At 72.6% G+C, this 12,699-nt stretch carries 12 protein-coding genes; 3 read left to right on the plus strand and 9 right to left on the minus strand.

Going from position 1 to position 12,699, the window contains the following annotated elements:
* The first annotated feature begins 56 nt into the window (after positions 1-56).
* Positions 57-1,223 (plus strand): imidazolonepropionase, encoded by a 1,167-nt coding sequence (gene hutI, locus ACGFIS_RS28885; protein ID WP_392901392.1) that lies wholly within the window; start codon positions 57-59, stop codon positions 1,221-1,223.
* Between the two features lie 41 nt (positions 1,224-1,264).
* On the opposite strand, the gene ACGFIS_RS28890 is transcribed toward hutI, so the two are convergent.
* The 4 genes from ACGFIS_RS28890 to ACGFIS_RS28905 all read right to left on the minus strand — a co-directional run bounded on the left by ACGFIS_RS28890 (position 1,265) and on the right by ACGFIS_RS28905 (position 5,677).
* Positions 1,265-1,855, minus strand: a complete 591-nt coding sequence (locus ACGFIS_RS28890; protein WP_392901461.1) for a flavin reductase family protein — start codon at positions 1,853-1,855, stop codon at positions 1,265-1,267.
* The gene (gene sppA / locus ACGFIS_RS28895) at positions 1,768-3,471 is read right to left on the minus strand and encodes a signal peptide peptidase SppA (protein ID WP_392901395.1); all 1,704 of its coding nucleotides are present in this window, start codon (positions 3,469-3,471) and stop codon (positions 1,768-1,770) included. The genes ACGFIS_RS28890 and sppA overlap by 88 nt, the downstream gene beginning before the upstream one ends.
* Before the next feature lie 111 nt (positions 3,472-3,582).
* Entirely contained in the window at positions 3,583-4,071 is a 489-nt protein-coding gene (locus tag ACGFIS_RS28900; RefSeq protein ID WP_392901397.1) for a PaaI family thioesterase, read from the minus strand.
* Positions 4,072-4,168: 97 nt separating this feature from the next.
* On the minus strand, positions 4,169-5,677 hold the full coding sequence (locus ACGFIS_RS28905; RefSeq protein ID WP_392901399.1) for a serine/threonine-protein kinase: 1,509 nt from the start codon (positions 5,675-5,677) through the stop codon (positions 4,169-4,171).
* Positions 5,678-5,778: 101 nt separating this feature from the next.
* Here ACGFIS_RS28905 and ACGFIS_RS28910 point away from each other — a divergent pair, with 101 nt between their 5' ends.
* Positions 5,779-6,636: an NUDIX domain-containing protein gene (locus tag ACGFIS_RS28910; protein WP_392901401.1), complete on the plus strand. Its 858-nt coding sequence runs from the start codon at positions 5,779-5,781 to the stop codon at positions 6,634-6,636.
* Between the two features lie 6 nt (positions 6,637-6,642).
* Here the strand turns inward: ACGFIS_RS28910 and ACGFIS_RS28915 are convergent, their stop codons facing one another.
* The 3 genes from ACGFIS_RS28915 to ACGFIS_RS28925 form a co-directional block, all read right to left on the minus strand.
* The gene (locus tag ACGFIS_RS28915; protein ID WP_392901403.1) at positions 6,643-7,002 is read right to left on the minus strand and encodes an ACT domain-containing protein; all 360 of its coding nucleotides are present in this window, start codon (positions 7,000-7,002) and stop codon (positions 6,643-6,645) included.
* A 67-nt stretch (positions 7,003-7,069) separates the two neighbouring features.
* Entirely contained in the window at positions 7,070-9,313 is a 2,244-nt protein-coding gene (glgB, locus tag ACGFIS_RS28920; protein ID WP_392901405.1) for a 1,4-alpha-glucan branching protein GlgB, read from the minus strand.
* Between the two features lie 371 nt (positions 9,314-9,684).
* Positions 9,685-9,903 (minus strand): hypothetical protein, encoded by a 219-nt coding sequence (locus tag ACGFIS_RS28925; RefSeq protein ID WP_392901407.1) that lies wholly within the window; start codon positions 9,901-9,903, stop codon positions 9,685-9,687.
* Positions 9,904-10,017: 114 nt separating this feature from the next.
* On the opposite strand from ACGFIS_RS28925, the gene ACGFIS_RS28930 reads away from it, so the two are divergent.
* On the plus strand, positions 10,018-10,890 hold the full coding sequence (locus ACGFIS_RS28930; protein WP_392901409.1) for a GntR family transcriptional regulator: 873 nt from the start codon (positions 10,018-10,020) through the stop codon (positions 10,888-10,890).
* On the opposite strand, the gene ACGFIS_RS28935 is transcribed toward ACGFIS_RS28930, so the two are convergent.
* Both ACGFIS_RS28935 and ACGFIS_RS28940 read right to left on the minus strand, forming a co-directional pair.
* Complete coding sequence (locus tag ACGFIS_RS28935) at positions 10,887-12,356, minus strand: phosphotransferase (protein WP_392973182.1); 1,470 nt, start codon at positions 12,354-12,356, stop codon at positions 10,887-10,889. The genes ACGFIS_RS28930 and ACGFIS_RS28935 overlap by 4 nt on opposite strands.
* The coding region (locus tag ACGFIS_RS28940) for an alpha-glucosidase C-terminal domain-containing protein (protein ID WP_392973184.1) at positions 12,353-12,699 on the minus strand (347 nt) is incomplete at its 5' end. The genes ACGFIS_RS28935 and ACGFIS_RS28940, both read right to left, overlap by 4 nt.

A 12,699-nucleotide genomic window follows, 5' to 3' on the forward strand; every position in this document is an offset into this window, starting at 1 on the left:
GCGGCACCGGGTCCGCCGACGTCTGGCTGCGGGTCGCGGCGTGAGATCCTGCCCAGGTGAGCACCGGCAGCACCGTCATCGCGAACATCGGGGAACTGGTCACCAACGACCCCGCCCTCGGCGGACTGGGCATCGTCCGCGACGCCGCCCTGGTGATCGAGGACGGCAGCGTCGCGTGGACGGGCCCGTCCACGGACGCCCCCGCCGCCGACGCGTCCTTCGACGCCGCCGGCCGGGCCGTCCTGCCCGGCTTCGTCGACTCCCACGCCCACCTCGTCTTCGCCGGTGAACGCGCCGAGGAGTTCGCCGCCCGGATGAGCGGCCGCAAATACGCCGCGGGCGGCATCCGGACGACCGTCGAACGCACCCGCGCCGCGTCCGACGACGACCTCCGCGCCAACGTCCGCCGCCTGATCACCGAGATGGCGCGGCAGGGCACCACCACCGTCGAGTGCAAGTCGGGCTACGGCCTCACCGTCGACCAGGAGGAACGCGCCGTCCGCATCGCCGCCGAACTGGCCGACGAGGTCACCTACCTGGGCGCCCACATCGTCCCGCCCGAATTCGACGGCGACGCCGCCGCCTACACGCACCTCGCCGCCACCGATATGCTCTCGGCCTGCGCCCCCCATGCCCGCTGGGTGGACGTCTTCTGCGAACAAGGCGCCTTCGACGCCGACCAGGCGCGCGAGGTCCTCCAAGCCGGGGTCAAAGCGGGCCTGCGCCCCCGCCTGCACGCGAACCAGCTCACCCAGGGCCCCGCCGTGCAACTCGCCGTCGAGATGGACGCCGCGTCCGCCGACCACTGCACGTTCCTCAGCGACGCCGACGTGGACGCCCTGGCGTCCTCCCGGACCGTGGCGACCCTCCTGCCGGGCGTCGAGTTCTCCACCCGCCAGCCCTACCCGGACGCCCGCCGCCTCCTGGACGCGGGAGCCACCGTCGGCCTCGCCACCGACTGCAACCCCGGCTCCTGCTACAGCTCCAGCATGGCCTTCTGCATCGCCGTCGCCGTCCGCGACATGCGCATGACCCCCGCCGAGGCCGTCTGGTCCGCCACGGCGGGCGGCGCCCGCGCCCTGCGCCGCACCGACGTCGGGCACCTCACCCCGGGCGCCCGCGCCGACGTCCATGTCCTGGACGCCCCGTCACACATCCACCTCGCCTACCGCCCCGGCGTTCCCCAGACGGCCGCCGTCTGGAAGGCCGGCCGCCGGGTGTGACGGTCAGGCGGGCAGTGCCACAGGGTGGTCAGGTTGAGCGATCACCGCCGTCCGGCACTTGACCCGTCCTCCAGATAACGGCGGTTGACTCTGATCAGGGGTTTGTGGTCGCGGGCTATGTAGTCCGTTGAGAGGACTTCGGCGACGAAAAGGGTGTGGTCTCCGGCTTCGACCGTCTGGCGGGTTTCGCATTCCAGGGCGGATTGCCCGGTTTCGGGGATGAGGGCGTCCGAGAGGCCGCCCCGGTGGTGCGGTTCGCTCGCAAGGAGGATGCGGGCGCTCGGGCGGCCCTCGGCGGCGAAACGGCCGGCCAGGGCGCGCTGGCGCGCGGACAGGACGGTCGCCGCCCAGCGGCTCTGCCGGTTCAGGACCTCCGCCAGGTAGGAGGACGTCGCCACGCTCGCCAGCACCAGCGGCGGGTCCAGGGACACCGACATGAACGACGTCACCGTCGTGCCGAGGTCGTCGCGGCCGTCGCGGACGGTCAGGACGACGACGCCCGTCGCGAAGCCCGCGACGGCCTCGACGAAGTCGGTGGGGGCGGTCAGCGGATCTCCCAGATGCCGGGGAGGGACAGCGGGCCGGCGGCGGGCAGGCCCAGGCGGGCGGCGACGCCGCCGAGCGAACCCCAGGCGTCGAAGCGGGCCGAGGCGGCGGCGCGGTCCTCGCTGGACTCCGGCGGGCGCAGCCGCTCCAGCGGAGAGCTGTGCGGGTAGACGCGGACCGGGGCGTCGGCGGCGAGACCGGCCTTCTTGCGGGCCACGCCGAGGGCCCGGTCGATGCCGCCCAGCTCGTCGACGAGGCCGTGCTCCTTGGCGTCGGCGCCCGTCCAGACGCGGCCGCGGGCCAGTTCGTGGACGCGTTCGCGGGAGAGGCCGCGGCCCTCGGCGACCCGCGAGGTGAAATCGTCGTAGATCTGGTCGAGGGAGGCGTTGACGCGTTCCCACTCGGATTCGCTGAAGTCCTTCGTGGCGCTCGACATGCGGGCGTGGTCGCCGTTCGCGACGCTGCCGAGGGTGATGCCGATGCGGTCCAGGAGGCCGTTCACCACGGCCTTGCCGGTGACGACGCCGATCGAGCCGGTGATGGTGCCGGGCTGCGCGACGATCGTGTCCGCGGCCGCCGCGACGTAGTAGCCGCCCGACGCGGCGACGTTGCCCATCGACACGATCACGGGCTTGCCGGCGCGGCCGGCCAGGACCACCTCCCGCCAGATCGCGTCGGACGCGACGGCGGAACCGCCCGGGCTGTTGACCCGGAAGACGATCGCCTTGACCGTGTCGTCCTTCACGGCGGCGCGGAACGCGGCGCCGATCGTGTCCGAGCCCATCGCGGGGCCGGAGGCCGGGAGCGGGCCGCCGCGGCCGCTGCGGCCGAGCCGGATCGGGCCGTGCCCGTTGATCAGCGCGACGGCGTCCTGCCGGCCGGGCTGGGGGAGCATGGCCGCGAGGCCGTGCGCGCGGTTGTAGCGGGCGACATAGCGGAGCTGCGCGTCCTCGCCGAACTCCTCGCGCAGGTCGGCGTAGACCTCGTCGCGGTAGCCGAGGCGGTCGACGAGGTTCTCCTCCAGCGCCTCGCCGGCGAGGAAGGGGCCGCGGTCGGTCAGCTCCCTGACCCTGTCCTCGGACAGGCCGCGGGCGGCGGCGACGGCGGCGGTGATCTGCTCGCCGATCGAGGCGACGAGGCGTTGCGACGACTCCTCGTGCTCGGGCGTGTAGGTCTTCTCCATGAACGTGTTCGCCATGGTCTTGTACTCGTGGCGCTTGGCGAACCTGGGTTCCACGCCCGCCTTCTCCAGGGCGCCCGCGAAGAACGGCTCTTCGAGCGCCATGCCGACCAGGCCGACCTCGCCGGTGGGCTGCAGGTAGACCTTGTCGAACCCGGTGGCCAGGTAGTACGGCACGGTGCCGCGGCCGCTCTCCCCGTAGGTCTCCGCCCACGCGACGGTGAGCTTGCCCGCGTCGCGCAGTGCCTGCACCGCCTCGCGCAGCTCCTGGACGAGCGCCAGACCGATGCCGCCGCTCACCTTCACGACGAGGGCGCGCACCCGGCTGTCGGAGCGGGCGCGGCGCAGCCCGTCCAGGACGTCGCGCAGGTGCGTTCGGCGCATGGACATGATCGCCGAGATGGGGTCGGACGGCGCGGTCTCCACGATGCCCTCGGTGAGGTCCAGTTCGAGGATCAGCGGAGCCGTCCGCCGGTCGCGGGCCTGTTTGATGACGTTGACGACTGTGCCGGGATCCACCATGGGCCCAGCCTATGCGTTCGGAGGGGCCTCGCTCGGTGCCGCCGGCCGCCTCCGCCGCCAGGACGAAGCCGGAGCCGGAGCCGGAGCGCGCGTCAGCGCATGAACGCCTTGTTAGCGCATGAACGCCTTGTTGGGGATGACGCTCGCCGACGCCTGGGCCAGCGGGCGCCCCTGCGCGTCACCGATCACCGCGTTGGCGACCATGCGGGTGCTGCCGGGGTGCACGCACGTGCCGGTCACCGTGTAGGTCTGACCGGACTGGACACCGCGCAGGTAGTCGATGTTCAGGTTGAGCGTGAGCATCGGCAGGAAACGGTCGCATGTGCTGCTCGCGGCGAGGCAGACGGCATTGTCGAGGATCATCGCGATGTAGCCGCCGTGGACGATGCCGCCCGGGTTGCACAGCTTCTCCGCGGGCGTCCAGGAGATCTCCACCCGGCCCGGGTCGGCGGATGTGACGACCTGCCCGATGTAGTCGCTGATATCGGAGATCTCCGGGAGCCTCTTGTCCCGCATCGCCCGGATGAACTCCACGCCGGACAGCGTGTTCCACAGATCGGCGGCCTCCTGCAGGGCCTCCGGGCTCGCCTCGACGCTCACTCGCACTCCTTGATCACAACGGATTCTAGAATGTTATTCGGTCATCGGAGGCCCGGTGCTGTGCCGTTCATCACGGACGCCGCCCCGGCCGGGGGTTTCAGCCGGACTTGCGGAGCGTGCCCTCGGTGGTGCCGATTCCCGGGGACGTGTACTCCAGCCCGTCCGCCGCCTTCGTGAGCGTGAGGGTGCCGCCGACGCAGAAGCCCTGGGTCCCCTGCGCGTTCTCGGGGGTCTCCTGGAACCGGACGGTCGTGCCGGACACGTTCGTGACGGTCAGCGTGTCGTGGCAGCCCCAGTCGGGGTAGTCGGACGTGCCGCCCGTCGCGCCGGCCGCCAGGGTGATCGTCACCCTGGTGCTGGTCTCGCCCACGGTGAGCCCGCCGGTCTGGGTGACCGTCCCCGTCCAGATGCCGCCGAACTCGGCGGGCACCGTCGCGGCACCGCCCTGACCGCCGCCGCCTGGGGGCGCCGGTGTGGTCTGGGAGGGGCGGGTCGTCTGCGAGGGCGGCGTCGTCTCGCCGGCGGTGCCCGTCGAGCGTCCCGCCTCGGGGGAGCCGTCGTCCCCGGCGTCCGCGAGGATGAACGCCGCCGCGGCGATCGCGATGACGGCGAGGGCGGCGGCGGCGCCGACCACGCCCGCGATGACGCGCCCGCGGCGCCCGCCGGGGTCATGACCTGGACCGGTGCGCGGGCCGCCGTCCGGGCCGGGGGCGCGGGGCACCGTGGGCGCGTGGGCGGCGGGCGTGTGCCCCTCGACGGCCGGAGGCGCCAGGGGATGCGGCGGCCGGCCGCCGGAGGCCGGCCCGGCCATGGCGGACGGGTCGACGAGGCGGACCATCAGGTCGCGGGCGGCCGGGCGGCGGGCCGGGTCCTTGGCGAGGCACTCGGTGATCAGGGGGAGGAGCGAGGACGGTACCTCGCCGAGATCGGGTTCGCCGTTGGCGATGCGGTGCATGGTGGCCGGGATGCTGGTCGCCGGGCCGAACGGCGGATGCCCGGTGGCCGCGTACACGATCGTGCCCGCCCAGGCGAAGACGTCCGACCTGTCGGTCGGCGGATGCCCCTCCAGCCATTCGGGCGCGAAGTACGAGGGTGTGCCGACGAGCTGCGTGTGGGTCTCGGCGTCGATGGCGCGGGCGATGCCGAAGTCGACGACGCGCGGGCCGTCCGGGCCGAGCAGGACGTTGGCGGGCTTCAGGTCGCGGTGGACGATTCCCGCGCCGTGGATCGCGGCGAGCGCGCTCGCGGTGTTCACGGCCAGCCGTTCCAGGTCGCCGCCGCGCAGCGGCCCGCTCTCCACGACGCGCTGCTGGAGGGACGGCCCGTCGATGAACTCGCTGACGACGTAGGGCGCCTCGCCGTCGGCCGACGAGTCGAGGACGGCGGCCGTGCAGAACGGGGCGACCTGCCGGGCGGCCTGCATCTCGCGCGCGAAGCGGCCGCGGGCGGCCGCGTCGGTGGTCTTGAGCATCTTGACGGCGACGCGCTCCCCGGCCGGCCCCTCCCCGAGGTAGACGACGCCCTGGCCGCCCTCGCCGAGGCGCCCGGTCAGCCGGTAGCGGCCGGCCGTGCGCGGATCGTCGTGGGCCAGGGGATGGGCGGGCATCGGCGGACTCCTCGGGCATGGTCGGCGGGCATCGTCCCCGGCGACTCGTCAACCGTACTTGGCCCGGCGGACGGATGACGCCCAGCGGATATTGTCGTCGCATGGGAGACGGCGACGGCTGGGCCGGCTGCGGGCTCGGGCACACGCACTGGGGGCGGTTCGGTGCGGCGGGCCTGCTGGCCTACCACCGTGATCCCGGCGGCCAGGTGTGGATCCTCTTGCAGCAGCGCGCGTGGTGGGGGATCGGTGGCGGGACGTGGGGCATGTTCGGCGGCGCGCTCCACAGCCACGAGGACGCCGTGACGGGCGCATTGCGCGAGACGTCCGAGGAGTGCACGCTCGACACCGGGATCGTGAACGTGCACGGCACGAGCGTCGAGGACCACGGCGGCTGGTCGTTCACGTCCGTGATGGGGTCGCTGTCCGAGCTTCCGCGCGTCCGGCCCGCGTCGCGGGAGACGCGCCGCGCCGAATGGGTGCGTGCCGAGGAGGTCACCGACCGCAACCTGTTCGAGCCGTTCGCGCGGTCATGGCCCCGGCTGCGGGACGCGATGAAGGGCGTCGTCCTCGTCGTGGACGCGGCGAACGTCGTCGGCTCGCGCGCCGACGGCTGGTGGAAGGACCGCGCGGGGGCGAACGCGAGGCTCCGTGACGACCTGAAGGCCCTGGGCGCGGGCGTGCGCGACGTGCCCGGCGGTCTCGTCCGGTTCGACCACTGCTTCCCCGAGGTCGTCCTGGTGGTGGAGGGTGCGGCGCGAAGCGTCGCCGAGGAGCCGGGGAACGGGGTACGGGTCGTGGCCGCCCCCGGCAGCGGCGACGACAAGATCGTTGATCTGGTCCGCGGGACCGGGCCCGACACCGCCCACCTCGTGGTGACCGCCGACCGGGAACTGCGGGCCCGCTGCGAGGCGGCCGGCGCCGCCGTCATCGGCCCGCGCTGGCTCCTCGAACGCCTCTAGGACCGCTCAGTCCTCGACGCGGTGGCCGGCGTCGCGGAGCGCGTCGGCCGCCTCCTTCCGCCGGTGCCCGGGGACGAGGACGAGGTCGGCGTGGTAGGTGGACGCCACGAAGACGGGGATCCCGGCGCCGGCGAGCGGGCCCACGATCTCGGCCGGTGTGCCGGGCACGCGGAGGCCGTGGCCGGTCTCGCCGTAGAAGCCGACCCAGCGTTCCGTCTCGGTGAACGGCGACGCGTCCCGGATCACGGTGAGGCCCTCGGGGGCGCGTATCAGCGCGATCCAGTCGTCGTCCTCGGGGAACGTCGCGTGAGGCAGGTGCTCGATGATGAACTGGCCGGGGACGACGTGCAGGCGCTGCGCTTCCATCCCGCCAGACTATTCAGCACGGGCCACCCGGTACGTCATGTCCGGGTAGAGGTCGTTCAGGCCTGGGCTACTCGGGCACGAGCCAGACCGCGCCCAAGGGCGGGACGCGCAGCACCGCGGACGCGGGCAGGCCGTGGCAGGGGTCGGCGGTCGCCTCGACGCTGCCGAGGTTCCCGACGCCGCTGCCGCCGTACTCGTAGGCGTCGGTGTTGACGAGTTCGCGCCAGCGCCCCTCGCGGGGCAGGCCCAGCCGGTAGTTCTCGTGCGGGTTCCCGGCGAAGTTGACGACGCACGCGAGAACCGGCTGCCCGCCTTCCTGCGCCGTGCCGTAACGCAGGTAGGACAGCGTGTTTCCGCCCGCGTCGTTGCCGTCGATCCAGCGGAACCCGTCGTGGTCGCTGTCGCGCGTCCACAGCGCGGGCTCGGCCTGGTAGGCGCGGTTCAGTTCGCGGACGAGCTTCTGCAGGCCGAGGTGGTGGGCGCCCTCGGCGGCGTTCTCCAGCAGCCACCAGTCGAGCGGACGCTCCTCGGCCCATTCGGCGCCCTGGCCGAACTCCTGCCCCATGAACAGGAGCTGCTTGCCGGGATGCGACCACATGTAGGCGAGCAGGGCGCGCAGCCCGGCGAACTGCTGCCAGGCGTCCCCCGGCATCTTGCTCAGCAGCGACCCCTTGCCGTGGACCACCTCGTCGTGCGAAAGCGGCAGGACGTAGTTCTCCGAGAACGCGTACACCAGCGAGAACGTGATCTCGTTGTGGTGGTAGTGCCGGAACACGGCCTCGTGGCGCAGGTACTCCAGCGTGTCGTGCATCCAGCCCATGTTCCACTTGAACCCGAAGCCGAGGCCGCCGAGATGGGTGGGACGGGACACGCCCGGCCACGCCGTCGACTCCTCGGCGATCGTCACCACACCCGGGTTGCGCTTGTAGACCGTCGCGTTCATCTCCTGGAGGAACGAGATGGCCTCCAGGTTCTCGCGGCCGCCGTAGACGTTGGGCGTCCACTCGCCCTCGTTGCGCGAGTAGTCCAGGTACAGCATCGAGGCGACGGCGTCCACGCGCAGCCCGTCGATATGGAACTCCTCCAGCCAGTACGACGCGTTGGCCACGAGGAAGTTGCGCACTTCGGCGCGCCCGAAGTTGAACACGAGCGTCCCCCAGTCGGGGTGTTCGCCGCGCGTCGGATCGTCGTGTTCGTACAGGGCGGTGCCGTCGAACCGGGCCAGTGCCCATTCGTCCTTGGGGAAGTGGGCGGGCACCCAGTCCATGAGGACGCCGATGCCCGCCTGGTGGAGCCGGTCGACCAGGTGCCGGAAGTCGTCCGGGCTTCCGAACCGTGCGGTCGGCGCGTAGTACGACGTCACCTGGTAGCCCCAGGAGGGGCCGTACGGGTGCTCGGCGACCGGCAGCAACTCCACGTGCGTGAAACCCATGTCGCGTACGTACTCGGTCAGTTCGTCGGCCAGTTCCCTGTAGCCGAGCCCAGGGCGCCACGACCCGAGATGCACCTCGTACGCGCTCATGGGTTCGTGCAACCAGTCGTGTTCCTTGCGGCCGTCCATCCATTGGCCGTCGCCCCACTCGTAGGACGAGGTGTAGATGCGGGACGCCGTCGCAGGGGGACCCTCGGTGCACTGCGCCATCGGGTCGGCCTTGGAGCGCCACACACCGTCCGCGCCGAGGATCTCGTACTTGTAGCACATGCCGTCACCGATGCCGGGGACGAACAGTTCCCAGACGCCTGTGGAACCGAGCGACCGCATCGGGTACGCACGGCCGTCCCAGTGGTTGAAGTCCCCGACCACCCGGACGCCGCGCGCAGTCGGCGCCCACACCGAGAAACCCGTCCCGTGCACGGTGCCGAACGCGGAGGCGTAGCTGCGGACCCGCGCGCCGAGGGCCTTCCACAGCTCCTCGTGCCGTCCCTCGCTGATGAGGTGGAGGTCGAGTTCGCCGAGCGTGGGCAGGTGCCGGTACGGGTCGTCCTGGAGCGTCTCGATGCCGTCCCCATAGGTGACGGCGAGCCGGTAGTCGGGGACCGCGAGGGGCGCCCGGTCCTTGCCGTCGGCGTCCTTGCCGTCGCCGGCCAGGGACGAGCCGTCCGGCAGCGTGCCCGTGAACAGGCCCTCGTGGAAGTGGCGGAGCGGGTGCCGGTCGCCGTTCGGCAGGACGACCTCGACCCGTTCGGCGAGCGGCCGCAGCGTCCGGATCGTCACGCCGTCGCGGCCGGGATGCGCGCCGAGGACGCCGTGCGGATCGTGGTGGTCGCCGCCGACGAGCCGGTCGATCTCCGCGCGCGTCACCCGTGCCATGACCTCACGGCCTCCCGTCCCAGTGGCATCACCTCAGTAGAGGTGCCCCGAGATCGGCCGGTCTCACGTCGGGGACGCACCTGTTTCCGGGAGCTTGGAAGTTTCCGGACGCTCGGCGGCGGCCGCGCGGTGGGCGGGATGGAGGACGGTGTGCGACCGCACGGGCGGCACGACTCTTTGTCGGGGGGTCGCGCCGATAGTGCCGTCCGTGCGGCCACGTCTACCTGGCCCCAGTGGTGACATCGACCCCGCCACCCTGGGCTCCACTCCTGTGTCACTTGAGCGCCACAGGTACCTGCCGTACCGGAACGCCCCGGCCCGGTCCGCCCCCGCTCGCGGACCGGGCCGCGCCGTTCCCCAACGGTGTCCCGTCACCCGTCTCCGTGCTCCTCGCGCGTCTGGTCGAGCAGCAGCCGGCGGAGCCCCGCGGAGTCGTCGGAGGCCACCGTCCGCGCGTATCCCGCCTGGAGCTGGGAGTCGCTGAGATCGCCGCTGCGGGTCGCGTACCAGCGCCCCGCGTCGCTCCGCCACACCTGCCAACCCGGAAACTCCCCCTCGATGGCCGCCTTCAGATCATCGAAGTCGCCCATCAAGGTCGTCCTTTCCCCGAGGCCGCTCTTCTGTATACAAAAGTCGTACTCGGTCAAAGAGGTGTCAAGCTGTCCGTAAGCGGACCATGCCCCCGCGGATAGCGCGCGGAAGGTATGGATGAGCGGGAGGACGAGCCAGGATCGAACACCGCGTCGAACGCCGAGTCGAACGGCAACACCGGGCCGGGCGGCCGGACGGCGCGGCCGGAGGAAGGGGAGGTGACGCCGGTGCCGGACCGTCCCGCCTACCTGCGCATCGCCGACACGCTGCGAGAGGGCATCCGGGACGGCAGCCTCCCGCCGGGAACCCGGCTGCCGACCATCGCGGAGCTGTGCGAGGCCCACGGCGTCTCGGAGATCGTCGTCCGGCAGGCCATCGCGCTGCTGCGCGGCGAGGGGCTGGTCGAGACCCGCCGCGGCGGCGGCACGCTCGTCCGGCTCGTTCCCCCTGCTCGCAGGGTTGCGATGGACCGCTACCGCGCGGTGACACGGCCCATGGCGGTCCCCGAGACGACCTTCACCCGTGACCAGAGGATCACCTGGGAGGAGTACCGGCTCGACAAGGAGTTCAGCCGGGTGCGGGCCGATGCCGAGCTCGGCGCGCTGTTCGAGCTGCCGGCCGGCACCGAGCTGCTGCGCCGCCGGTTCGTGTTCCACGCCCGCGGCGAGCCGCAGCAGATCTCCGTCAACTACCTGCCGTGGGACCTCGTGGGCGACACCCCCGTGTCCGACCCGGCGCGCGAGCCGTGGCCCGGGGGGACGCTCGCGCAGCTGGCCTATCTCGGCCACCCGCCCACCCGCGTCGAGGAGGCAGTCCGCTCCCGCATGCCGACCCCGGAGGAGGCGGAGGCCCTCCGCATGACCGCCGGGGTGCCCGTCCTCGCCATCACCCGCAGGCTGCTGTCGGGCGCCGGTGTGATGGAGGTGTGCCGCGACATAGTCCTGCCCGCCGACCGAGTGGTCCTCGACTACTCCATCGACCTCTAACGAGCCGGGGGCGTTGCGAGGTGGGCCAGGGAGCGCAGGGGGACGGGGAGCCAGCTCGGGCGGTTCCGCGCCTCGTAGCGGATCTCGTAGACCGCCTTGTCGAACTCGAACGCCCGCACCAGCGCCGCGTGCGCGGCGGGGTCGGGCCCGCCGGCCGCCGCGTAGCCGGCGCAGAACGCCTCCCGGTTCCGCTCCGCCCACGCCCGGGCGCGCAGCTCCAGCGCCTCGGCCGTGTCCGGCTGCAGGTCGTCCTCCCGCGCGAGCAGAAACCGGGCCGCGTACTCGAACGAGCGCAGCATCCCGGCGACGTCCCGCAGCGGATGCGCGGGCGCGCGGCGCTCGGCGGGCGTGCGGGCCGGCTCGCCCTCGAAGTCCAGCAGCACCCAGCCCGTGTCGGTGCGCAGGACCTGCCCGAGGTGGTAGTCGCCGTGCACGCGCTGGACGGGCAGCGTCCGCGCCTCCGCGGCGACCTCGTCGAACACCGCGCGGATCGCGGGGGTGTGCGGGCGTATCTCCGGGACGGCGGCGCTGACCTCGTCGAGCTGCTCGTTCATCGCGAAGACCGAGTCCCGCAGCGTCGTGGCGGGCGCCTGCGTCACGCCGAACGCGGCGGCGAGGTCGCGGTGCACCTGCGCGGTCGCCGCGCCGAGCCGCTCGGCCTCCGCGGCGAAGTCGCCTCCGGCGGCCGCGGCGTCGCCGGCGGTGAGCCCGCCCGGTGTCCCGGCAAGGCCCGGCGGCGTGGGCTGGGCGAACCAGTCGCGGACGCTGGTGACGGCGAGCTGCCAGCCGTCGGTCGCGGTGCGCAGGAACTCCGAGAGCAGCGCCAGCGTGACGGGCTCGCCCCCGGCGGCGCCTCCGATGGCGCTCGCGCCCGGCTCCAGCTCGATCCACCCGTGCACCGTGGCGATGTGCTCGCAGCCCTCGCGGGACAGCGCCAGGTTGACCTCCAGGTCCGGGTTGACGCCGGGGGACAGGCGGCGGAACAGCTTGCAGATGTAGGAGTCGCCGAAGACCAGCGAGGTGTTGCTCTGCTCGGCCCCGATGGGGATGCCCTCCAGGTCCGCGCGGACACCGGTGCCGGGCGCGCGCCGGAACTGCAGCGGGCCGATCAGCGTCTCGTTGGCCATGGAGGTCAGCAGCGGGCGGGTGAGCTCCGGGTCGTACGCGGCGTCGTAGACGTGGCCGGTGATGCCCGGCCCCCCGGCCGCCCGTCCGATCAGGCGGGGGTTCAGCCGCTCGGGCAGGTCGCGGCGGACGCCGAGGAGCAGCTGGTAGTGGTCGGTGACGCCGTTCTGGGTGACGTCGAGGATGAGGTGGTGCAGGCCCGGGTCGCCGGCGCGCAGTTCGGTGGCGGTGCCGATGGAGAGCTCGTCGATGGGGCCGTCCTTGCCGCCGAACCACCGCTGGCGTGGAAGCCAGCCGGCCAGGAGCCGAACGAGGGAATGGTCGGGCGGCGGCACGGTCACATCACTCCTTCTCCCGGGTCGCGTTCCTCGGGCGGCGGCAGCAGGAACCAGTAGAAGCCGTGTCCGGGCAGGGTCAGCAGATAGGGCAGGTCACCGATGGCGGGGAACTGGACGCCGCCCATGCACTCGATCGGGGTGGAGTCGCGGAAACGCCGCAGGTCCAGTTCCACGGGCTGCGGGAACCGGGACAGGTTGTTCACGCAGAGGATCGTGTCCATGCCGCCCCACTGGTTGGTGTCGCCATTTCCGATCTCGCGGGTGAAGGCGAGGACGGAGGGGTTGGAGGCGGAGAGTTCGACGTAGGAGCCGACGCCGAAGACGGGGTGGCGTTGGCGGATCTCGA

It is taken from the genome of Spirillospora sp. NPDC048824 (assembly GCF_043198455.1).
Lineage (GTDB): Bacteria > Actinomycetota > Actinomycetes > Streptosporangiales > Streptosporangiaceae > Spirillospora.

What these genes read in the sequence shown, in the direction of transcription:
- sppA (WP_392901395.1), bottom strand. Translation starts at nt 3,471, where the DNA reads ATGGTGGATCCCGGCACAGTCGTCAACGTCATCAAACAGGCCCGCGAC.
- ACGFIS_RS28905 (WP_392901399.1), bottom strand. Translation starts at nt 5,677, where the DNA reads ATGCCCGCCCATCCCCTGGCCCACGACGATCCGCGCACGGCCGGCCGC.
- ACGFIS_RS28910 (WP_392901401.1), top strand. Translation starts at nt 5,779, where the DNA reads ATGGGAGACGGCGACGGCTGGGCCGGCTGCGGGCTCGGGCACACGCAC.
- ACGFIS_RS28915 (WP_392901403.1), bottom strand. Translation starts at nt 7,002, where the DNA reads ATGGAAGCGCAGCGCCTGCACGTCGTCCCCGGCCAGTTCATCATCGAG.
- glgB (WP_392901405.1), bottom strand. Translation starts at nt 9,313, where the DNA reads ATGGCACGGGTGACGCGCGCGGAGATCGACCGGCTCGTCGGCGGCGAC.
- ACGFIS_RS28925 (WP_392901407.1), bottom strand. Translation starts at nt 9,903, where the DNA reads ATGGGCGACTTCGATGATCTGAAGGCGGCCATCGAGGGGGAGTTTCCG.
- ACGFIS_RS28930 (WP_392901409.1), top strand. Translation starts at nt 10,018, where the DNA reads ATGGATGAGCGGGAGGACGAGCCAGGATCGAACACCGCGTCGAACGCC.